At 69.3% G+C, this 20,265-nt stretch carries 21 protein-coding genes; 10 read left to right on the forward strand and 11 right to left on the reverse strand.

What is annotated here, in order from left to right; translation table 11 throughout:
* Positions 1-55 precede the first annotated feature (55 nt).
* Positions 56-262 (reverse strand): hypothetical protein, encoded by a 207-nt coding sequence (locus tag IEZ10_RS23035; protein ID WP_189248592.1) that lies wholly within the window; start codon positions 260-262, stop codon positions 56-58.
* Positions 263-1,146: 884 nt separating this feature from the next.
* Here IEZ10_RS23035 and IEZ10_RS23040 point away from each other — a divergent pair.
* Positions 1,147-2,202, forward strand: coding sequence for a hypothetical protein (locus IEZ10_RS23040; RefSeq protein ID WP_189248593.1), 1,056 nt, complete (start codon positions 1,147-1,149; stop codon positions 2,200-2,202).
* A gap of 17 nt (positions 2,203-2,219) precedes the next feature.
* The gene (locus IEZ10_RS23045) at positions 2,220-2,702 is read left to right on the forward strand and encodes a hypothetical protein (protein ID WP_189248594.1); all 483 of its coding nucleotides are present in this window, start codon (positions 2,220-2,222) and stop codon (positions 2,700-2,702) included.
* A gap of 28 nt (positions 2,703-2,730) precedes the next feature.
* Here the strand turns inward: IEZ10_RS23045 and IEZ10_RS23050 are convergent, their stop codons facing one another.
* Entirely contained in the window at positions 2,731-3,354 is a 624-nt protein-coding gene (locus tag IEZ10_RS23050; protein ID WP_189248595.1) for a helix-turn-helix domain-containing protein, read from the reverse strand.
* A gap of 91 nt (positions 3,355-3,445) precedes the next feature.
* The gene (locus tag IEZ10_RS23055; RefSeq protein WP_189248596.1) at positions 3,446-3,895 is read right to left on the reverse strand and encodes a winged helix-turn-helix domain-containing protein; all 450 of its coding nucleotides are present in this window, start codon (positions 3,893-3,895) and stop codon (positions 3,446-3,448) included.
* Between the two features lie 217 nt (positions 3,896-4,112).
* Between IEZ10_RS23055 and IEZ10_RS23060 the strand changes: the two genes are divergently transcribed.
* Positions 4,113-4,556, forward strand: coding sequence for a helix-turn-helix domain-containing protein (locus IEZ10_RS23060; protein ID WP_189248597.1), 444 nt, complete (start codon positions 4,113-4,115; stop codon positions 4,554-4,556).
* 576 nt (positions 4,557-5,132) lie between these two features.
* Here the strand turns inward: IEZ10_RS23060 and IEZ10_RS23065 are convergent.
* Positions 5,133-6,089: an HIRAN domain-containing protein gene (locus IEZ10_RS23065; protein ID WP_229811578.1), complete on the reverse strand. Its 957-nt coding sequence runs from the start codon at positions 6,087-6,089 to the stop codon at positions 5,133-5,135.
* Between the two features lie 204 nt (positions 6,090-6,293).
* Positions 6,294-6,512, reverse strand: coding sequence for a hypothetical protein (locus IEZ10_RS23070; RefSeq protein ID WP_189248599.1), 219 nt, complete (start codon positions 6,510-6,512; stop codon positions 6,294-6,296).
* Between the two features lie 146 nt (positions 6,513-6,658).
* On the opposite strand from IEZ10_RS23070, the gene IEZ10_RS23075 reads away from it, so the two are divergent.
* From IEZ10_RS23075 to IEZ10_RS23105, 7 genes are all read left to right on the forward strand, one after another.
* Positions 6,659-8,362: a pentapeptide repeat-containing protein gene (locus tag IEZ10_RS23075; RefSeq protein WP_189248600.1), complete on the forward strand. Its 1,704-nt coding sequence runs from the start codon at positions 6,659-6,661 to the stop codon at positions 8,360-8,362.
* Positions 8,363-8,535: 173 nt separating this feature from the next.
* Positions 8,536-9,618 (forward strand): tyrosine-type recombinase/integrase, encoded by a 1,083-nt coding sequence (locus IEZ10_RS23080; RefSeq protein ID WP_229811546.1) that lies wholly within the window; start codon positions 8,536-8,538, stop codon positions 9,616-9,618.
* 983 nt (positions 9,619-10,601) lie between these two features.
* Complete coding sequence (locus tag IEZ10_RS23085; RefSeq protein ID WP_189248601.1) at positions 10,602-11,096, forward strand: hypothetical protein; 495 nt, start codon at positions 10,602-10,604, stop codon at positions 11,094-11,096.
* Positions 11,097-11,446: 350 nt separating this feature from the next.
* Entirely contained in the window at positions 11,447-11,761 is a 315-nt protein-coding gene (locus IEZ10_RS23090; protein ID WP_189248602.1) for a hypothetical protein, read from the forward strand.
* Positions 11,758-12,132, forward strand: coding sequence for a hypothetical protein (locus IEZ10_RS23095; RefSeq protein WP_189248603.1), 375 nt, complete (start codon positions 11,758-11,760; stop codon positions 12,130-12,132). Before IEZ10_RS23090 ends, IEZ10_RS23095 begins: the two co-directional genes overlap by 4 nt.
* Before the next feature lie 3 nt (positions 12,133-12,135).
* Entirely contained in the window at positions 12,136-12,489 is a 354-nt protein-coding gene (locus IEZ10_RS23100; protein WP_189248604.1) for a hypothetical protein, read from the forward strand.
* On the forward strand, positions 12,486-12,776 hold the full coding sequence (locus tag IEZ10_RS23105; protein ID WP_189248605.1) for a hypothetical protein: 291 nt from the start codon (positions 12,486-12,488) through the stop codon (positions 12,774-12,776). Before IEZ10_RS23100 ends, IEZ10_RS23105 begins: the two co-directional genes overlap by 4 nt.
* A gap of 308 nt (positions 12,777-13,084) precedes the next feature.
* Here IEZ10_RS23105 and IEZ10_RS23110 read toward each other — a convergent pair whose 3' ends face one another.
* The 6 genes from IEZ10_RS23110 to ssd all read right to left on the reverse strand — a co-directional run bounded on the left by IEZ10_RS23110 (position 13,085) and on the right by ssd (position 19,565).
* The gene (locus tag IEZ10_RS23110; protein ID WP_189248606.1) at positions 13,085-13,267 is read right to left on the reverse strand and encodes a hypothetical protein; all 183 of its coding nucleotides are present in this window, start codon (positions 13,265-13,267) and stop codon (positions 13,085-13,087) included.
* Positions 13,268-13,507: 240 nt separating this feature from the next.
* Positions 13,508-15,712, reverse strand: coding sequence for an ATP-binding protein (locus tag IEZ10_RS23115; protein WP_189248607.1), 2,205 nt, complete (start codon positions 15,710-15,712; stop codon positions 13,508-13,510).
* The gene (locus tag IEZ10_RS23120; RefSeq protein WP_189248608.1) at positions 15,709-16,671 is read right to left on the reverse strand and encodes a hypothetical protein; all 963 of its coding nucleotides are present in this window, start codon (positions 16,669-16,671) and stop codon (positions 15,709-15,711) included. The genes IEZ10_RS23115 and IEZ10_RS23120 overlap by 4 nt, the downstream gene beginning before the upstream one ends.
* A 112-nt stretch (positions 16,672-16,783) precedes the next feature.
* Positions 16,784-17,767: an MntP/YtaF family protein gene (locus IEZ10_RS23125; protein WP_189248609.1), complete on the reverse strand. Its 984-nt coding sequence runs from the start codon at positions 17,765-17,767 to the stop codon at positions 16,784-16,786.
* 86 nt (positions 17,768-17,853) lie between these two features.
* Entirely contained in the window at positions 17,854-18,510 is a 657-nt protein-coding gene (locus IEZ10_RS23130) for an ATPase, T2SS/T4P/T4SS family (protein WP_189248610.1), read from the reverse strand.
* The gene (gene ssd / locus IEZ10_RS23135) at positions 18,507-19,565 is read right to left on the reverse strand and encodes a septum site-determining protein Ssd (protein WP_189248611.1); all 1,059 of its coding nucleotides are present in this window, start codon (positions 19,563-19,565) and stop codon (positions 18,507-18,509) included. Before ssd ends, IEZ10_RS23130 begins: the two co-directional genes overlap by 4 nt.
* Positions 19,566-20,265: the final 700 nt, after the last annotated feature.

A 20,265-nucleotide genomic window follows, 5' to 3' on the forward strand; every position in this document is an offset into this window, starting at 1 on the left:
GGTCCGGGGGTCGCACACGCCCCGGCGGATGCCTGCCTGAGGGCTTTTCGCGGCCTCAGGCGGCGTCGCTGGTGCTCTCCGGCGCCTCGACCACCGCCGGAGCAGCGCCCCGCAGCAGGACGGCGATGCGGGCCTTCTGCCCGGCCGTGAGCGGAGGAAAGCCGTCGATGATTTCGCGCACGAGCGCCGCGTACTTGTACTCGCTCCTCGGGGCCCGATCATTCACCGCACGCACGGGGGAGTCATTCACCTGGTTGATCACGGGCAAGATGCTACGGAGGGGTTAGTTGGGATGTGCAAGCCCGGCGGGGAATTTAAATTCACAGCTTGCCTAGTTACCATGTTGTTTGCCAGCCGACGGCGGCACCTGATAAGGGTCCCGGAAACTCCGTCGGATATTCGCCGAGGGCTGCCGGTGGCTACCGGCGGAGGCCTCAGACGCACCCAGGGCCACTTTCCCGGCGTGGGCCGGGAACTAGGGCCGGACAGGTGCCGAAAAGGCCGGAGAATGGCCCTCAGGGCCGTGCAGGGGCAGCTAAGGCCGGAGGCCCGGGGCGGGGCCGGGAATCCCGTGCATCCGGCTGATAAACCGGCCGGAGGCCGTGTCAGGGGCCGGGGGTACCCGTCCCCCGATTTCCCGCCCGAGTATCCAGCCCTCACACCCTCCGGCCCAGGGTTTGAAACGGGGTTCGCGCCCCTCCTGTCCGTCGAGCGCGCAGCGCTTGACGGGCGATGTACGTAGTACATCGCTCTAAGTTCTCTAACCCTTCTAGAACCTCTTAGTTTAGGGAGTCTCCCAGCCCCCCACCCGGAGCCTCCCAGCCCCTGCCCTGGAGTCTCCGAGCACCCCACCCGGAGTCTCTCAGCACCCCCCTGGAGTCCCTGAGCACCCCACCCACTCCGGATTCCGGAAGCCGGGATGGCATTCCGAAGCACCGGGTGACGTGACGGCCATCTACTTTTGCAATTCCCTAAATCCCAACTGGCGAGTATTCCAATCGGCGTAAGGCCGCCATCCGACCATGCCGGGCTACGCCCGGAATCGGGCACCCTGCTAGAGTGAAATGCGGGGAAAATCCCGCAAATAAAAAGGCCCGCGAGTGGTGCAAACACTCCGGGCCGATGAGATGAAGATCGGATTCATCTGTGACTAGTGTAGCAGGCCAGAGCGCCAATAAGAGGTTCGCGCAGGCCAATATCCGCGTCGCGCTCTCGGACCACCTCAAAGATTTCGACTGCCTCCTGTTCTGGTTCTTCGAGTCGAACAGGGACTACGTCACGGGCCTCATCCGGCCGTTCAAGCGCTCCGACCTCATGGACGTTTTCGGCGTGAGCAAGGACATCGTCAAGCGGTCCCTGGCACGCCTCAGGGCCTCGGGGTGGGTCAGCTTCGAGGACCTCGGCCACGAAGGCCAGCGCCCGATCCTCCACGACTGGCCGTCCGCCGAGGACACGTTCCACGGCATCGAGGACACGAAGTTCGCCCCGTACCTGGAGGGCAAGGGATGGGCGAGGCTCCCCCGCGAGATCATGACCAGCGGGGCCAGCCCCCGGGCAATTCGGATCTGGGTCATCCTGATGATCATCAAGGGTCATGACAAGAACCGGCCGGAGAGCTACGGATGGGCCTACATCACGCGCGCCGAGTTGGCCGCGTTCATCCGCTACCCCGGAACGAAGCTGCACCCCAAGACGACCCAGCCGGACACCGATCAACTGGAGGAATTCGGCCTCGTCGAGATCGACGAGCACGCCGTCCACGGCCGGACGAACCGCTACCGGCCGACCGCCAAGATCCGCACCCCCGTGGCCGAGGTTGAGCCCCAGGCCAAGCAGGAAGCAGCCGCCAAGGTCGTTGAACCGGTGATGTCCGACCGGGACTTGGCCAGCTGGGAACACATCAGTATCTGCCTCACGCTGGCCGGCCGCTGGATCAACGGCATGCTTGGCAGGGACCAGCTGGAGTTCGTTAACGAGTTGGAGGAGCAACACGATGCGTCTTTCAACGCCGTCGAGAAGGCGCTCGAAAAGATGAACGATCCGGAGGTTATCCGCATCCGGCTCGACACCGCCTTGGAGGCCTACGGGCCCAGCCACTCGTTCGACCTCATCAGCAAGGTCTTGGACTTCGACGCCGATCCGCTCAGTGAGGAGGAGCTGGCCAAGCTCCAGGCCTGCAGCGATAGCCGAACCCACCGATAGGCCTGGAGGAGGCCAGAATGACCCGCGACATGCCTGCCTTCCCGGCCGCGCCGTACTCGGCGGTGACGTTCCCCGATGACGAGTACCTCGTCGTCCCCGCGAGCCTCGTGGAGGCCCTCGTGCCGTCCGCGGCCGTCCTGCTCTACCTCCTGCTGGCAGGACTCGCCGAGGGGCACCGGGAGGTAGAAGTGTCCACGGCTCAGCTGGAACGGCATACCGGCTGGACCGGCGCCGAGATCGGCGCGTACGTGCGGGCCCTGGCCGATGACGAGTGGGTGACGACCAGGCCGGGACGTACGTCCGGGACGCGCGTCTACCGGCTCCTGCGGATGCCGTCCGCCGACCAAGTCCGCGCCTACGCCGAGGACCTCGACGAGCCGGGCGGAGGTCAGCCGGCCGCCTCCCGTCCCAGCGAGCGGCCCGCAGGACCCGCAGGTCCGAAGCATCACGCGGCGTTCTGGCTCGGCCGGGTGGCCGACCCGGTGCCCCACAGTAAGTAGCTACGTCAGGGCCCCGGCTTCTCCCAGCTCAGGGGTTGGACTCGGGCGGGGGCTCCTCGAACGCGGCTCGGACCCGCTCGACGAAGCGGGTACTCCTTACCCAGCCTGGCCGGGCATGGGGCTTGAGAACGCCTTCCTCCTGAGCGATGCGGTGTATGGCCAAGATCTGGGAGCGGGTGTAGTGGCGGCGTGTACCGCGTTCGTCATAGCTGGTGGAGCGGTGTGCGGGAGGCAGCCAGCCCTGGCGCTCCCAGTGCCTGATGGTGTCAGGCCGACGGTCCAGGGCGGCGGCGAGCGCGCCTATGGGGAAAAGGTCGAACTCCCTGCCGTGCTCCGAGGGGATGGGCCTCCACCCTTCGAGCGGCTTTGCCGGTTCCTTCTGAGGCGGCGGCTGGGCCGCAACTGGCCCCTCGGAGCCGTTGTCGGTCTCCCGGTCCTGTCCCTGGGAATCGGGTTGGTCGAGGTGGGCGCGGCTGTTTCGCAGGGCGAAGCGGAGGACATCGCTCCGGCAGGCCCGGAGGTTGCTCCCGCCTATGTCGAAGAGGTCAAGACCATGATCGCGGGCGAAGCCGAGGACCCAGTCGTTGTCGACGTCGAGGTACCCAGCGATCTTCTCGACGCTCCACAGGGGGTCGTCTTCGGGCGGGAACATGGCCGCCAGCTTGGCGTACTCACGAACCGACCCCTGGCGCCTATCGCGGCATACCCGTCTACCGACATGCCGGGAGCTGGGAGACGCACGTCTAGCTCTGCGGCTCGTCCCCGAACACCAGACGCCACCGGTCACCCCTGAGCAGGACCCGATGCTTGCGCGGCCCCGGCTTGACGACGGCGACGGGCACCCCTTCGGGCATCTCCGTCTCCCCGGCCGCCGCGTCCTTGAGCTGCTTGCGCTCCTCCGGGGACGGCATGCGGATCTCCACGTCCGCACCGGCCGCCACACGGTAGGGCTGGCGGTCGTAAACCATGACCGTCGACCCCTCACCCTTCACCGTGCGGATCAGACCCTCGGCGCGGAGGATGGCCAGCGCTTGCCGTACGGCCACGGGGCCAAGGTCGTGCATCTGCATGAGCCGGGCCTGCGATGGGAGCATCCCGCCCGGCTTGAGACGTCCGGCGGCGATGTCGGCGCGCAGCAGGTCCGCCAGTTGGCGGTGAACTGGCCGGTCGGCACCGTGATCGATCACAGTCACCTATGTTCATAGCCTCTCCTGTCACTAACCGGTTGTGACCATAGGGTCACAGGGGTTACGCTGCTGAAACTTGGCCTGGAGAACAAAATCAGCTGAGGGGCCTCATGCGTGGCCGGTATCTGTGCGTGCCCCCTGCGGGTCGCTGTCATTCGCTTGGAGGGGCTCCCGGCAGCGGCCCGCAGGGGGCACGACGCCCCCGCCCACAGCTGGTGATCCGGTGACGGCCGAACGCCCGTGGTGGTCTCCAGCGGTACGCGCCGCCGCCCTGCGCCTGCTCTCCGAGGGGGAGACCCTCGTTTCGATCACCGGCCGTCTGGGAGTGCCGCCCAGCACGTTGTCACGCTGGAAACGGCAACAGCTCATACGGGCGGGCGGGATCGGCCGCGAGTGCCTCGGCTTCTCCCCCCACGTCGCTCCACTCTGCCCCGATGCCGTACGGCTCACCTGGTGGGCCGATCCTGGCGAGCCCGGCCGCGTCATCGCCCATACCTGCGGCTGTGTGCCCGTCAGCTACGAGCTGGTGTCCTACCGGGGCCGGTTCCGGATCCGCCGCACCCGCACCGGCCGGGAAGGGGTGGAGCGGGTTCTCAGCCGGGACTCATGGGTCCGGGCTGCCGCCGAGGAGACATGGCGCCGTCTCCTGGCTGGGGACGCTGGCTGACGTCGGATGTCCCTACGGAACGGCGCCGGAAAATCGGCCAGGCCGAGGCGCCGAGGATGCCCTAGAACCCCCTCAGAACACGTACGCCATCCCTGCGACCGTCTCCCCGCACCGGGCACCGTGGCCAGCCTCCGCCGACGGGGCGGATTTTCCCCCGTTCCGGGGCGTTTCCGCAGGTCAAAAATCTGCAGGAAATCAGCCGGCCAGCTGGCGGAAAATCGGCGGATGTCCGGGCCGTCTCCCCTCCACTCCCCCTGTCTCCCCCATATCCACACACCCCGTGTCCTCCGGTGCCCGCTGGCGTCCGTGGCGGCCGCGTCGGCCGTCTGTCGGCCTCGTGCTCCTAGCCGTCGTCGACCAGCTCCCCGCCGTCGGCAACCGCGCCAGGGCCCGCCCCCGTGCCCCCGGTCCGTCGACCGGCTCCCCGGACCCCTGCCCCGTGGCCCCCGTGCGCCTACCAACTCCGCCACAACGCCGCCCCTCGGTTTCTCGGGAGTTGGGCGCGGTCGAGCACCGTGGAGCGGGAACAGTGGCCGCTTCATGACGGCCTGAATCCATCAGTTGAGAGGCGACGCGTCACTCTGCGACCCAAAAGCTCCAGCCATCCGGCGCCTTGGGCCAGGACGGATCCGGTCGCCAGCCGGGCGGAGGCTCCCAGCCTTCAGGAGCCGGTGGCCAGCCTGGTGGTACGACGAATCTGATCCGGGTTGGTCTCGGCGGAATAGGTGCATGATCAACAACGGCCGGACCTGCGGGCGATGAGTCGCCGCCTGTGAGTGCCCCGGATCGCTGTACCGTCTGCACGTCCGGCAGGGCGTGCCCGATTGGGCCCGGCCAGTCATGCGGCAGCTCATGCGCGCGGACGCAATAGAGTGTCACCTCCGCCTTGAGGTGATTGCCTTTCAGCTTCGCCCTGGCGGCAGCCAGATATCCCATGCCGTCAAGGTGGCGTATCGCCGGGAGTAGCTCACCGCTCATCTTCGGCGTCAGTTGTCCGACACGGTTTCCGTCGAGCCGCACCTCGACGATTTGTTTCACAGCGCGCCCGCTGGAGTCGTTCACCTCATGCAGCGTCGCGTACGCGTAGCTCTCACCTTCCGCCCGCAGCAGTGGCTTGATCTCGGCCAGATGATGCTCTTCACCGCTCACCTGGATGGCCCCGCCTTGCGGGAGCACGACGTGCGGCGCTTGCGGCGCAGTGTTCACCGGCAGGCAAAGGTGTGGCTCAGCGAGCGCGAGGGTGACGCTCGCTCTGAACCGTTCGGTCATCGCGACTCGACCGGCCCGGTCGTAGTCGTGATCAGTAACCCTCCCACCCCAGACACGACAAGGCACGCGGGCGACGAAGCCGGAAGCGGCCAGATGGCTGAGCAAGGCCTGGTATCTGGCCGCATCCTTCCGCGGAAGGTATCCGACGGTCTCGTGTTGCACCAGCACTGCCACCGCGTTCGGGTCATGCCGATTGGCTGGTTCGGGGACTAGGAGTGCGGTTGTCTCAAACTCGTCGAGCCCCTTGCCACCCACGCGGAGCACTTTTTCCAACGCGGGGAGGTAATGGCTCTCCCCAGCGACCTCCTGGTTGCACCAGCCGTTGTGTCCCCACAAGTCGAAAGGGGACAAGTTCGCGGCCTGGAGGTGCGTAGCGTTGCTGCGTTTGCCTATGACCACCGGTTGGTTTCCGTTCGTTCTGTGACCGAGATTCCAAACTGAACGACAGGATAGGGAATCGGGATCGTCTCAGATAGCCGTCATGTCCTGCCACGTGAGCTGGTAGTCGCCGGAGCCGATCTGATCGTCATACGGCGTCGACATTTTCAGGCGGCAGTCCGGGTGGCAGGGCACCGGTCCCCAGACCCACGCCTTGGGCGCGCTGCGGTGCGTCACGCCCTCCACACGGACCTTGCCCCGGCGGTCGGGGGTGATGCTTTCCTTGCAGACCTCGCAGACGTGAACCATGCGGCCGAAGGTATGCGATCGGGGCATGGCGTGTCCGGGGTTCGTCTCCAGCCGACCGGCCCGGCCGAGGCGCCGACGGCATCGCGTACGTCACCCGTTCACGTATTCCCCTGTCGGCACGCCAGTCGTCGGGCAAAGTGGGCGTCATGTGGCGCTTCCCCCAGTTCATCCGGCGAAATCGCCGGCCAGCTCTTGAGGAGAAGCCGGTCAAACTGCTGCCGATCGGTTGGGCCCTGACCCTCACCCTGGCACTTGCTGTGACGGCGACAGGGCTGCTCCTGCTCGGCGCATTAGCCTGGCTCGGCCTCCCGGATGCGACCAGCAAGAGGCCAACCGTCGCTGAGTTCCTCGACACGTTGAAGATCGTGCTCGCGGTCATCGGCGGAATCGGCGGCGTGGTGGCCTTGGTCGTCGCCTACCGCAAGCAGCGCATCGGGGAGGAGGAGAACCATCGGGCCCGGGAAGCCTCTCGGCGCGAGGACGTCAAGCTGTATGTCGACCGCTTCGACAAGGCCTCAGCCAAGCTTGGAGACGCCTCCGCCGCCGTCCGCCTGGCTGCTGTTCATGCCTTGGCCTCCCTCGCCGACGATTGGCCCGGTGGCCGTCAGATGTGTATCGACGTGCTGTGCGCCTATCTCCGCATGCCACTTGGGCCCGAACCCGATGCCGACCAGGACCCCGCCGGACCGGCCACCTGGCGGGCCCTGCGAGAGGTCCGCGCCACGATCCTGCGCCTCATCGGTGCGCACCTGCGGCGTGACGCCCCTATCTCCTGGTCAGGCGCTGATCTCGACTTCACCGGTGTGGTTTTCGACCATGACGCAGATTTCACAGATGCGAAGTTCTCCGGCGGCGCGGTCAGATTCAACCGCGCAAAGTTCTCCGACGGCACGGTTAGGTTCGGCGGTGCGGTGTTCTCCGGCGGCGTGGTCACGTTTACCGACGCGAAGTTCTCCGGCGGCCAGGTTGGGTTCGGCGGGGCGAAGTTCTCCGATGGCACGGTCGCGTTCAACCGCGCAAAGTTCTCCGGCGGTGGGGTCTGGTTCAGCGGTGCGGTGTTCTCCGGCAGCCGGGTCACGTTCACCGACACGGAGTTCTCCGGCAGCCAGGTCTGGTTCAACCACGCGGTGTTCTCTGGCGGCAGGGTTGCGTTCAACGACGCGGCGTTCTCGGGCGGCCAGGTCACGTTCGCGCTCACGACGTTCTCCAGCGGCACGGTCGTATTCAACCGCCCAGAGTTCTCCGGCGGCCAGGTTGGGTTCAACGGGGCGACGTTCTCCGGCGGCGAGGTTGGGTTCAACCACGCGAAGTTCTCCGGCAGCTCGGTCGGGTTCGGCGGGGCGAAGTTCTCCGGCGGCACGGTGGGGCTCAACGACGCGGTCTTCTCCGGTGGCCGGGTTGGGTTCGACGACGCGGAGTTCTCCGGCGGCCAGGTTGGGTTCAGCGGGGCGAAGTTCTCCGGCGGCGAGGTTGGGTTCAACGGGGCGACGTTCTCCGACCGCCGGGTCGTGTTCAACGGGGCGACGTTCTCCGGCGGCCAGGTTGGGTTCAGCGGAGCGAAGTTCTCAGGTAGCGCCGTCCAGTTCAGCCACGCGGTGTTCTCCGGCGGGACGGTCAAGTTCCACGGGGCGACGTTCTCCGGCGGCCAGGTCAAGTTCATCGGGGCGAAGTTCTCAGGTGGCGCCGTCCAGTTCAGCCACGCGGTGTTCTCCGGCGGGACGGTCAAGTTCCACGAGGCGGAGTTCTCCGGCGGTGAGGTTGACCTATCCACGGTTGCCGACTGGTCCTGTCCCCCTATCGGACTTCCCGGCTTGGCCGAGGGGCTAGTACTCCCGCAGTCGCCTGCATAACCTGTGATACCTCAACCCCTGGAGCACGACGCCGATCCCGCCGAATCGCTGTGACGGCTCACGCGCTCTCCCAGGCGCCTGGGTGCTTCTTTTTCATGCCTGACTCTTGATAATGTTTCTTCTCAAGAGCCACAACCGCTTCGCCGTTGGACCCACGCCCCAGGAGCACCCCCGTGACTGACCTCCTCCCCGCCCCCGTTGCTTCGGTCCCCGCCGTGACGGCCGCCGCCCCTGTCGCCCGGCCCGCCCACTCGGCCGCCGACTTCACCCTGAGCGACGCGGCCCGGGAGGCCATCCTGGCGGGCGTCCCCGCCTCGACCCGCCGGGCGTACGCCTCCGACTGGTCGGCCTTCACCGCCTGGTGCGCTCGACACGGCCGCCTCCCACTCCCGGCGACGGCCGAGACCATCACCGAGTACGTCACGCACCTGACGGCGACCCCGTCGGCGAAGACCGGCCGCCCGCTGGCGCCGTCCAGCATCGAGCGGGCCCTGGCAGCCGTCCGCACGATGCACAACGGCGCCGACGTGGCCCCGCCTCAGACCAAGGCCGCCCGCAAGGTGCTGTCCGGCTACCGTGAGCGCCTGGCCCTGGCCAAGGACCCGGCCGCCCGCCCCCGCAAGGCCGACGCGGCCGTACCCGATGCCCTGCGCGCGATGCTGGCCACGCTGGACCGCTCGGCCCTGGCCGGGAAGCGCGACGCCGCCGCCCTGCTGCTCGGCTACTCCTGCGCGGCCCGCGTCTCCGAGCTGGTGGCCCTGGACATCGCCGACGTCCGCGAGACGCCCGAGGGCCTCCTGGTGAACATCTACCGGCGCAAGATCAAGAAGTTCACCGAGGTTGCCGTGCCCTATGGCCGCGTCCCTGCCACCTGCCCCGTGCGCGCCGTGCGGGACCTGGTGGCCGCCATGGCCGAGGCCGGGCGCACGGCTGGCCCGCTGCTGGTCCGCATCGACCGCCACGGCCGCATCGCTCCCCCGATGACCCGTGGTGGCCGCACCATTGGCGACCCGCAGGGGCGCATGACCGCCGAGGCCTGCGGGGAGATCGTCGGCAGGATCGCCTCGGCCGCCGGTCTGGACGGCCGCTGGACCGGTCATAGCCTCCGGCGCGGGTTCGCCACCGCCGCCCGCCGCAATGGGGCCGCCTTGGAGAGGATCGGCCGTCACGGTGGATGGGCCGACGGCTCCACCGCCCTGCTCGGCTACCTGGAAGAGGGCGACCGCTGGACCGACAACCCCGTCACCGGCCTGTAGCGGCCCAGCCCTGACGGCCTGACCTCGGACGCTAAGTCGATTCTGGACACCGAAGAGCGCCTGCCCGTCACACGGGGCAGGCGCTCTCTGTCATTCCCGGTCAGCGAACCGGCTTCCACCGCCACCTGATGTCGCCCCGGGTGAAGGTGCACTTGTACTTCCTCCCGGACACCTTGGCGTAGCCGTAGCGGCTGTGTGCGGCAGCCGGGCAGAACGCGCCCGGGGTGATACACCGCCAGACTCTCCCGTCCTGCCGGTACTGGCACGCCGCGTGACTACCCGCAGAAACGGCCGCCTGAGCGGTCGCGGCAGAAGTGGGGATAACGGCGGCCGGCACTGCGAGCAGGGATCCGGCCAGGAAGGCCGAAGCAGCCATGCGTTTGAACAAGGGGACGCTCCCAGGATGGGGTGATGTGGCGCATGTGAGACGGCCTCCTGGCGCGGACAGTTCACCGGTCAATCCCGTTTTGCTGGAGTCCCAGGTGAGGGTTTCACCTCATCCGGCTCTTCACGGGTCGAGCCCGTGGAACCGATTTTTCGTCCAGATTTCACCGGCCCGGGTCCCTGGCACGCCGGGCCACCCATGATGGCCGCCACTTCTTGATCGGATGCTCCTGCGTCGCGGGCTCGCCATGCCCGTCGTGCGTCGTCCGTGAGCCGGGTGAGAGCTGAGACAAGGCCATCGTCGTCCATGCCGTCATGCTCACCCGCCGGGATGATCCCTGCGACGAAACGCGTAAGAGAAGCTGTAACACCAGGCCGTGCACTGACGGTTACCTTTTGTGCTCATTCCTCCTCGGCCTGGCCCTGGCCACCGTTTCAATCCACCGCCCGGCTGGCCAACCCCAGCGGCAGGCTGGCTACCGGGACCAGGCTGGGAACCAGATCCTTCGTGGCCAGCCGCCCCTGAGGGGTGGGGGTGGTGGACGACCGACGAGGAGATCGCCGAGCCGGAACTCCCGGAGCCAACCACTACCGGCACCGTGCTGTTTGTTAGCTATGCGACAGCTGTTGTCGCCTTGGTGGTGGGATTGTTCTTGGTCCTCTCGAACATGGTCGGGGAAGGCGATTCAGCTGGCGTTGCAGCCCCAGCCCCTACGGCAACGGCAAGCCCTTCCGTGAACTCGGAGGATGAAATCGCCGAAGCCCCTGACCGGATCATCTGGCCGATATATGAGCGATTCATCGAAGGCGGCGTTATATGTGAAAATTTCATGGCGTTCCATGTTGCGCCTGAACTGGGCTATCGCCGCATCGAAAGCGGATCGTGTGTCACGCCATCAGGAATTACTGTGACATTCATGGCGTACAAGAACGCGGTGGACCGATCGGTTGAACTTCGCGGGCTCGCACAGTCATATCGTGATTTAAGAGTCGCCTCAAGGATTCTTTTTGGTGACGACTGGGCGGTCATGTGCGATAGACCAGCAGTACTGCTTGCAGCGCAACACATCCTCGGTGGAACGATCCTGACCTGATCGGGAACGGGGCCAGGTTGAGGCACGAGTGCCTGCCTACGCGTATCAGGACCGGTGGCTGAACGCCCCCATTCATCCCTGCGGCGTTGATGCCCTCGGCGACCCGTTCGGCCCCTCGTGGCCGCCCCTCCCCCCCGTGACCCTGGCCCGCGTGCGCCAGCTGGCCGACGCGGCCGCCCCCGCCGCCGCCGCCCCCCTCACCCTTAACCGGCCCGCCCCGAGGGTCCCCGGCCTGGTCTCCCGCGCGGCTGAGGCCCCTCGGCGCGGGACAGTGGCCGATTCCCGGAATGGCGCCGAGGAGCAATTCCCGGCGCTATAAATTCGGAGAATATAGCAGCTACCATAGCTATATGAATGGCGTCAAGGTATCCCCCGAGCGCTTCACAACCATGCTCGAAAAACATGACATAAACGGACACGCCCTGGCCCGCAAGATCGGCAGCACCAGTTATCAGATGTGGCGGCTCAAGAGCGGCAGCCACCTGACCAGCTTCCGGTTCCTGGACCGCCTGGTTCCGGTGTTCGGCCTGTCCGCCGTGGCCGACATCATCGCTGATGAGGAGCAGGGCGAGGCCTTCACCTTCTGGCACATCTACACCCACGAGGCCAGGCGGAAGGCCGAGCGGGAAATCCGTCTGAACAAGCGAAAGGCATCTGACAAATGAGCTTCAACGCGAACGCGCGCCCTTCTGGAAATGGCGGCTTCTGGAGCCCTGAGAACCTCGCCAGCCGGGCCGAGCAGGCGCAGCAGCGGGCCGCCGCCGAGCAGCAGGCGCAGCACCAGGACTTTCTGTCGGCCGTCGGCCCGGCCATGGTCGGCATCATCAACGGCTACATGGCGCAGAACCGCCGGGCCGAAACGGCTCAGGTGGAGCAGGACTTCCGCCAGGCCTTCCCGAACGCGGGCCCCGGCGACTTCCGGCAGACCGTGGACACGCTGACGCGGGAAGGGGTTCTGTACGAGATGCTCGGCACCCCGGGTCTCATGGGCCAGCGGACGACCAGTCTGTTCGTGCTGTCGAACCCCTGGGGATAGCTCGTGATCAACTTCGACGCCACTTCCGAGCTGACCGCTGCGCGCCGTGCGCGTGTCGAGGCGTTCGGCGATGCGCTCCAAGGCTTCACCGAGCACGTGACCACCAGGGAGGACGACTCCCACGAGATGCCCAGGGACCCCCTGGCGGCCCCCCGCCCGACGTTGGGCGCTGCGCCCCCGGTGGCCAGCCCCCGGCCGCCGGTGGGTCGAATACGCGCCTACTTCCCGGCCCACGGCATCAGCTCAAGCGGGGGGCCCACACCGCCGCCCGTGGCCACGTTTCAGCAGGCCGCCATCGGCCACACGCCCACGGCCGTCGTCAACGGCCGCACGGTGCTGATCGGATCCGTGCTGTGAGGAAGCCTCCGCCCCTGGAGCGGCTCAGCATGTGCCTGGCCAACGCGAGCGAGGCCCTCGCCCTACGCTCGTTCACCACCCGGGCCCTTGAGTCCCTGGCGCTCGTCATCGACGGCCAGGAGGACGCGGCCGAGGAGCTTGTCCGCTACCGCCTCACCTACGCCCAGGCCGAGCTGCTGATGACGTTCGCGGCGACCCTCGGCCGCATGGCGGAGGCCCGACTCCTGGACCAGCAGCTCCGGGAGTCCGAACACGCCTACGTGGCCCCCGAGGGGCCTACAGCGTGACCCGGCCGGGGCCGTTCAGGGGCATGTAGTTACTGCGTCACCTGAACGGCCCCCGACTGAAACCCGGAAAACCCCCTCCCCGAAGTTGGGACCGCCCTTCCGCACCACGGAACCGCCTCCCAACTGGCCGGCTACCTCCGCGGCCTCCCTCATCCATGCCCTGACCTGCGAAAGCACGGCTTTTGGCCCTGCAGACCCGCCGAGCACCTAGTTACTGGGTAACCCGGCACCGAGACGGAACCGGTCGTCCCCGAGCATGAGGGCGCCCCGCAGGGCGGACCCTACGGGGCGGAGAACCGGCCGGGCGGTCAGCGGGTGCTGATCTCCCCCTTCCGTCCGCACCGAGGGCACGGCCGGTAGCGCCTGGACCGGATGCCCGAGGGGAGCATGCCCGCCCCCTTGCACTTCGGGCAGACCTTGAGCGGGTTGCGCTGGTGGGAGACCGCGACGACCACCAGGGCGGCGACCAGGAAGGCGAGGAACAGCTCCATCGGGGGGTCCTTTCGGTTGCAGAGCGTGAGAATCGGGGCGGGGGTGGCTGCTGGCGAGAGGGGGGAGGGTCACGGATCGTTTCCGCAGGTGGGCCCTTCCGGCTCTCCCCCGTCCCCAGCGAGCCCGTAGAGGCCGTTTCCGGCAGGTCACGGGGTCTGCACGGGGTCTACACCGGGTCTGCACCGTGTAGACCAGCTGCAGACCTTCATGCAGACCCCCAGGCGTCACCCTGCGTGCAGCTAGGGGGAGGCGGTCAGGTCCCGGCCAACGGCCGTCAGGAGCGCCGCACGGGGCCGGACCACGCCCGTCGACCGGCGCCGCGAGGGGATCCCCGCCGCGTCCAGCAGCCCGGCCGTACGCATCTCGGCGACCCGGCCCGGCTCCCACCCCATGCGGGACGCGGCCATGGTGGCCAGCTCGGCGGCAGGCACCCACTCACCCGGCCAGGCCTGGACGTCGTCGGCGATGGCCTCCAGCAGGGCCAGGGCTTCCGCCGGAACCGGCTCCGGCTCGACCGGAACCAGGGGAACTGGAGCGGCCGCGTCCCCGTCGTCGGTGCGGACGTAGACGCTGGCCGCGTCCAGGCCTGCGGCCGTCAGGGTCTCGGCGTCCAGCAGCGGGCACCGGCCGAGGACCGCGTACCGCTCGGCGCGGGTCTGCGCCACAGCGCCCGGCATGTAGCCCACCCGCATGGGCAGGGCCATGTCCTCCCCGGCCCCGGCCACGTAGAACGTCCCGGCGTCGTTCGGGGAGTCAGCCGAGGTGGCGGGCTGGTAGCGGCCCGGGTCCCACCCGCGCGCCCTCGCGCCCGCACCGAACAACAGATCGGCCTGCCAGTCCTGCAGCCCCGGCCCGGCCGCCCGGAACGCCACCTGACCCGCGATGGAGTCACCAAGGGTGTCCTTCTTGGCGTCCTGGCTGGCGAAGATGAGGAACACGGCCGCCTTGCGGCCGATCCGCAGCAGCGACACCGCCGCCTCCCGACCGGCCGGGGTCAGGCGCGGGTACTCGTCCACGATCACCGCCAGGGCCGGACGCTCCGGCGAGGCCTGCCACGAGTCGCCCATGCCGAGCTTGCGCAGCAACCGCGTCCGCGCCACGGCGATGGCCACGGCGTCCGTCAGCGCGGTCTCGCAGTCGACCGGGTCCAGCGCCACCCGGCCCATCACGGCGGCCTGCGGTGCCTGGCCGACGCCCGAGGGGTCCAGGTCCCACAGGTGGACGTCGGCGGCCGCGCCGAGGCCGTCGGCGATGAGCCGCAGCAGGACCGACTTGCCGCCGCCGGACGCGGCCAGGATCAGGCTGTGCTTGCTGGCGAACGGCGTGCGGATCTGGGCGCCGTCGAGGCGCTGGCCGAGCCAGATCGGGTCCCGTACGGTCCAGCCCTGGCCCGCGTAGTCCGGAACCTCCGGCATGTCGGCCCACGGGTCGGACTCGACCACCCGCAGGGTCACCCGGGCCCGCCGGTCCCGGTGCGGGGTCACCAGGACCCCGGCCTCCCGGACGTCGAGCAGCGTCTCCAGGTCGGCCGCCACGCGGGTGATGTCGCCGGGCTGGCCCTTGCGCATCTGGACGACGACCTCCCAGCCCCACGGCGTAGCGGTGGCCGACAGCGGCCGGACGTTGACCCGCTCAATCGCCAGGGCCCGGCGGACGGCCTCCATGGCGGCGTTGGGGGTCGAGCAGTCGGCGATCGGGACCGCCGCGAGCAGCTCCCCGTCCTCGCGCACGCCGATATCGGCCCCGTCGCGGACGGCCAGCAGCGCCCGGCGCCGGTCATGCTCCCGGCGGATGCTCCCGCCGACGGCCGCCAGGCCAGCGAGACCAGCGGCAGGCAGAGCGGCCGGGCTGGCCAGGTGGACGACAGCGGCGGCCGCATCGACGACTAGGCCGTTGAACCCGCCGAGGACGGCGTCCAGGAGGGGGTTTGCCGGCTGAGCTGCATACACCCCCTCACCTGCGGAAACGCCCCAGGTCACGACGGCGACGGGCATCTTGCCGACCTTCGCCCGGGTCGTCCACGGCCAGGCGGCGACCTTGGCCACGGCACCGGCCCGGCGGGCCCTGCTCTGCTGCAGCGCCGTGTAGGTGGCCGCGTGCCGCTCGGCGACCGGGCCCCGGTGCGTGCCGCCCTCGCGCAGGTGCGCCACCTTGAGCCAGTCCCAGGCGCGTTCCCAGACGTGCAGCGGCGTCCGCGCGGCCCCGTGGCTGAGGATGCTCACGGCGTACCGCAGGGCCCCCGCGTCGCCCGGCGACAGCGGCCGCTCGGTGGAGGCGCGGCCCGTGGATCCGGAACCCCCGGCCGGGACGGCCTTCTCGTCGCTGATAGGGCCCGCAGAGGCCTTGTCCGCTTCGGGGGTGGTCTTGATCGTCTTGGCCGGGGAAACGGGCTGAGAGGCCCGCTCAGAGCCGCGCAGGGTGATCTCTACGGCATCGGCGCTCATCGGGTGCCTCCCTCGATGTCGGCGGAGCAAAAGGTGTGCATCGGGTCGCGGCCGCAGCCGGGGCAGGCGGTGCCGTCGGCAACGTCGGCGTCCAGCTTCCGGACCACGTCGGCGAACCGCCGCAGGTGCTCGTAGTTGCCGAAATTCGGGTCGGCGGCGAACTTGTGGGCGTAGGCGATGAGGGCCAGGGGCTCGTGATCGGCCAGCGCCTCGGAGATCCGCTTGAGCATCCGGGAGCGCAGCCAGGCCGGGGCCTGGCGGTAGTGGTCCGGCATCTGGCCGAGTACGTCACCAGCCAGCCGAGAATGATCTTCCTCGTTCGCCGGAGGCGTCTGCGCGGTCCCTCGCGCGGTACGGACCGTTCGCTCGCCTACGGCGAGAAGATGATCAGTGGTCTTCTTCTTGTTCTTCTGGTCTTCTGTTCTTCTTATAGGGGTGGATTTTCCGTCGTTGGTGCTGACCTGCGGCGATGCATCGTTTCCGCTGGTCGGGACCTGCGGCGGGTTTTCCGTCGTAGGCGCGGCCTGGGCGTCGACCCTGTTTCCGCTGGTCGGAACCTTCGACGGGTTTTCCGTCGTAGGTGCGGGGGTGGCGGCGTCACCAGGGACGGAAAATCCGTCGTTGGTGCTGACCTGCCGGTTTCCGGCCGTCCAGGGGTCGCACAGGATGTAGTCGACGCGGCCGAGCTTCCCGCTGCTGGCGCGCTGGCGCTCCCGGACAAGGTAGCCGTGCGTCTCCAGCTCCTTGATGGCGCCACGCACGGCGTCACGGCCCTCGGGCGCGGCGGCGATGAGGGTGTTCTCCGAGATCCGGAACCCGATCTTGTGGGAGGCCAGCCAGGCGAGGACGCCGCGCGCCTTCCAGGTCAGCCGCTTGTCGCGGACCCACCTGTTGCTGATCGTCGTGAAGTGATCGGCCGGGATCTCAGCCCGACGGATCCCCGGGGTACGGTTGGGCAAGGTTCGCTCCTGGTTACGCAGGGGTGGCCCTAGACCCCGGGCCGGTGCGCCAACACCGACCGGGGTCGTACTGTCTCTGTGGCTTCGTCAGCCCCGCGTGGGGGCCGGGGGTTCAGCGTTCGTCGCGGAGGGTCTTAGCGGCCTCACGGCTGCAACCGAGGGCCTTGCGGATGGCCTCCGCCGACGGCTTCGCCGGGAGAGCACCGTTCGCAATCAGGAGGGTCAGCTCCGTCCGGTGATCGGCCAGCGAGCGGCCACGCGGAGGGGTAGCCGTCCGGGTCGCCGGGACCCCCTCCGACTGCTGGTCAGCGGGGGCGGCAGGCGACGGCCGCCGGACCGCCGGAGGGGTGGAACCGGAGGCCTGCGTGCCGGTGCTCCGGCCGTGGTCCAGCGCGGTGAACGCGGCCAGGATGATCGGCAGGGCGGTCACGATGGCTACCGCGACGATGGGCCCGAGGATGTGCAGCATCAGAGCGGACAGGCTGAAGTCGGCGGCGACGCCGGGCAGGTGACGCCAGGCGTTCATGCCGAGGGTCAGGGCCAAGAACAGCCACTCGATCCGCGTGAGCGTCTTGCTCGTGATGGGCTGGCCGTGGCTGGCCATGTAGGCGCGGGCGCCGACGACGACCAGCAGGGCCATGCTCATGAACGGCTCGACCAGCCAGGCGAACACCCACGACGGCGACCAGGCCGGGGCGCCCTCGGAGGCGAACACCTGGACACCGGCCGTCGACCAGGCCAGCGCGAGGGTCAGCGACACCATGGACACGGCCACCAGGAGCCGCCGCATCCGGGAGGCCTGCCAGGCCCGCATCATCGGGTCCTGCGCCAGCTCGTGAAGCCTGGCGGCCTCGTAGGCGGCCCGGCGCCGGTTGCGCACGCGGACCGTGTCCAGCCTCAGGGGGGTGTCGTCGTCCTGCAGCTCGGCCAGCAGCCGGGCCTCGGCCACCTCGGCCCGCAGCTGGCGCACGCGCCTCGTCTCGGCCGTCGGCGGTGCGGGCGGCTCAACCGGCGCGGTCGCGGCCAGGAGCGCCTCGGCGCCACTGATCAGCGCGGAGATGTCGTTGGGCTCGGGGGGTCCGGTAACGTCGTTCATGGGTCCTCTCCTGGTCTTGCAGGTGGGGATCAAGGCCCTGAGAAGGTGTTCCAGCACCGGCTCAGGGCCGTTTGCTAGGTATGTCTTTACCGGGGTGTGGTCTTGCCCGTGCCGGTGCCGCCGGTGACGAGGAAGGCGAGCCTGGACTCGACCACCGCGGTGAGCACCGGGACGGTGCCGGCCGCGATCATGCCCGCCTCGACGAGGTCGGTGAGAGTGAAGGCACGCCGGGGCGGGAGCCGCAGGGACAGGCAGGTGCCCCCGGGCGCCACCGGCGGCAGGACGGCGTGGAGTCGGACACCCCCGGGAAGCCTGGCGTCGACGTAGGGGCAGGCGTCGTCGAGGCGCCGCCCCGCCGCCGCGGCGAGGCGCTGGGCGAGCCGCCGGACCGCGGCCTCGCCGGGGAAGACGACCGGTGTCCGGCGCAGACCGCATCCGTCGTCGACCCACACCTCGCGCGGGCCGTTCACCAGCACGTCGGTGACCTCGGCCTCGGCGAGGAGGGGCTCCAGCGGGCCCGCTCCGATCAGGTCCGCGCACAGGGCGCGGGCGACCGCCAGGATCTCGGCGTCACCGAGCACCGCGCGCTCGGCTCTGAGTGCGGCGGCGACGTGCGCGGCGCTGGGCTCGACGCCGGCCCGGGCCAGCCGTACGCGGACCGCCTCCACCAGATCGGGTGAGACGGCGGCGGCCGTGCCGGTGGAGCGGTCGCCGGCGCGGCCCGCGGCCGGCTCCCGGTTCACGCCCCGGCTCCGTTCTCGGGTCCGTACAGCGAGTCCAGGAACGAGGAGCAGAAACGGCCGAGGGAGGTGCGGCGGCCGACCGGCGGGACGTCGCCGCGGTTGAGCGCGGCGACGAGCCGGGGCTGGTCGGGCAGGGTGCCCGCGGAGGGGACGTTCAGTGAGGCGGTGACCACGCTCTCTTCGAGGACCCCGCCGCGCACGACGGCGCGCACCTCGCCCGTGTGCTCGCGCAGCCCGGTCAGGACCTGGGCGGCGGCCAGCACGCCGCGCACGTCGGCCGCGACCACGAGCAGGGTGACGGCGGCCCGGCCGAGCGCCTCCGCCGCGGCCGGGTCGAGGCGGCGGGGGAGATCGGCGATCACCAGATCGAAGCCGCGCGTGCCCGATTCGAGCACCGAGCGCATCGCCTCTGCGGGAATGGCCTGGACCTCCCCGCGGTGGAAGGAGAGCAGGGTCAGTTCGGCGAAGGAGGGCAGGGCGGCCTGGAGGGCGGTGAAGCTGATCCTTCCCTCACGGGCGACCAGGTCGGGCCAGCGGGCTCCTTCGGCCTCCTCCTGGCCGAGAAGCAGGTCGAGGCCCCCGCCGAGCGGGTCGGCGTCCACGAGGAGGGTGCGGAGGCGGCGGCGGGAGGCGCTCAGCGCCAGCGACGCGGCCAGAACACTGGCCCCCGCTCCGCCGCTCCCGCCCACGACGCAGACCACGCGCCCCGCCCGCTCGGCCGGCTCCACGACGTCGGCGAACTCGTCGACCAGCCGCCGCTCGGCCGACGGTAGTTCGAGGACGGACTGGGCGCCGACCGCGACGCATCTGCGCCAGGTGTCGGGCTCATCCGGAGCGCGCGTGACCAGCAGGACGCGGGGCCTGGGCGGCGGCCCGGTGGCGGCCAGGGCATCGGCCAGGTCACTGCCGACCACGACCAGCGGGGCGCGGTTCCAGTAGGGCCGGGCGTGTGCCGGGGCGTGCGCGACGTCGAGCTCGGCCCCGGCGGCGGCCGCGACGCGGAGCAGGTCGTCGAGCAGGTCGGGGTCTTCGGTGATGACCAGCGGGCGGTCCATGGGTGCCTCCCTGAAATGCGGAAGGCCACTTTCCGGGGAAGGCGCCCGTCCCCGAGGCACCGAACGCCATTCTGTGGAAAACCTCGCCGCCATGGCCGCCCCCTGTGGACGGCCGGGCCACCGGATCAGCGCGCCCTGTGGACGGCCGGGCCACCGAATCAGCGCGCCCTGTGGGCGGCCGGGCCACCGGATCAGCGCGCCCTGTGGGCGGAGCCGAGACCGGAACCGGGATCGGGATCGGGTCGGAGAGGGGACGGGAGCGCGCCGGGCGCGGGGAGGGACCCCGGAAAAGTGGCGACCCCCGCAGGGGGGAGAGCGGGGGTCGCCGACCGGTCCGGCTCTGGGGGGGTAGAGCCGGTCCCGTTTCAGAAGAAAGCCTTCACCGGTATCGGAGGCGGGACAAGAACGCTGTCAAACGAACTCGCCCACGGCCCCCCGGTACGGGGATACGCCCCAATGCTGCCCGATCGACTTGAGTTTCGTCGAGGAGTAAACGGCGATTTCTTATGGTTTTTCTAAGGTAACGATTCAGTCGCGAGGAACTTCTCATTCACCGCCCCCCTCGCCGGGACCCCGCGGACACGAAGGGTGACCATCCGACCACAATGCCGCTTTTATAAGCACAAGTCCCCTATGCCTGACATGCGAGGTTAGCCCACGAATGTCCCTCGGTCTGTAAAGGTCTTGGTCTCAGGGGTTC

The sequence above is a fragment of the Streptosporangium pseudovulgare genome (assembly GCF_014648055.1).
Taxonomy (GTDB): Bacteria; Actinomycetota; Actinomycetes; order Streptosporangiales; family Streptosporangiaceae; genus Streptosporangium; species Streptosporangium pseudovulgare.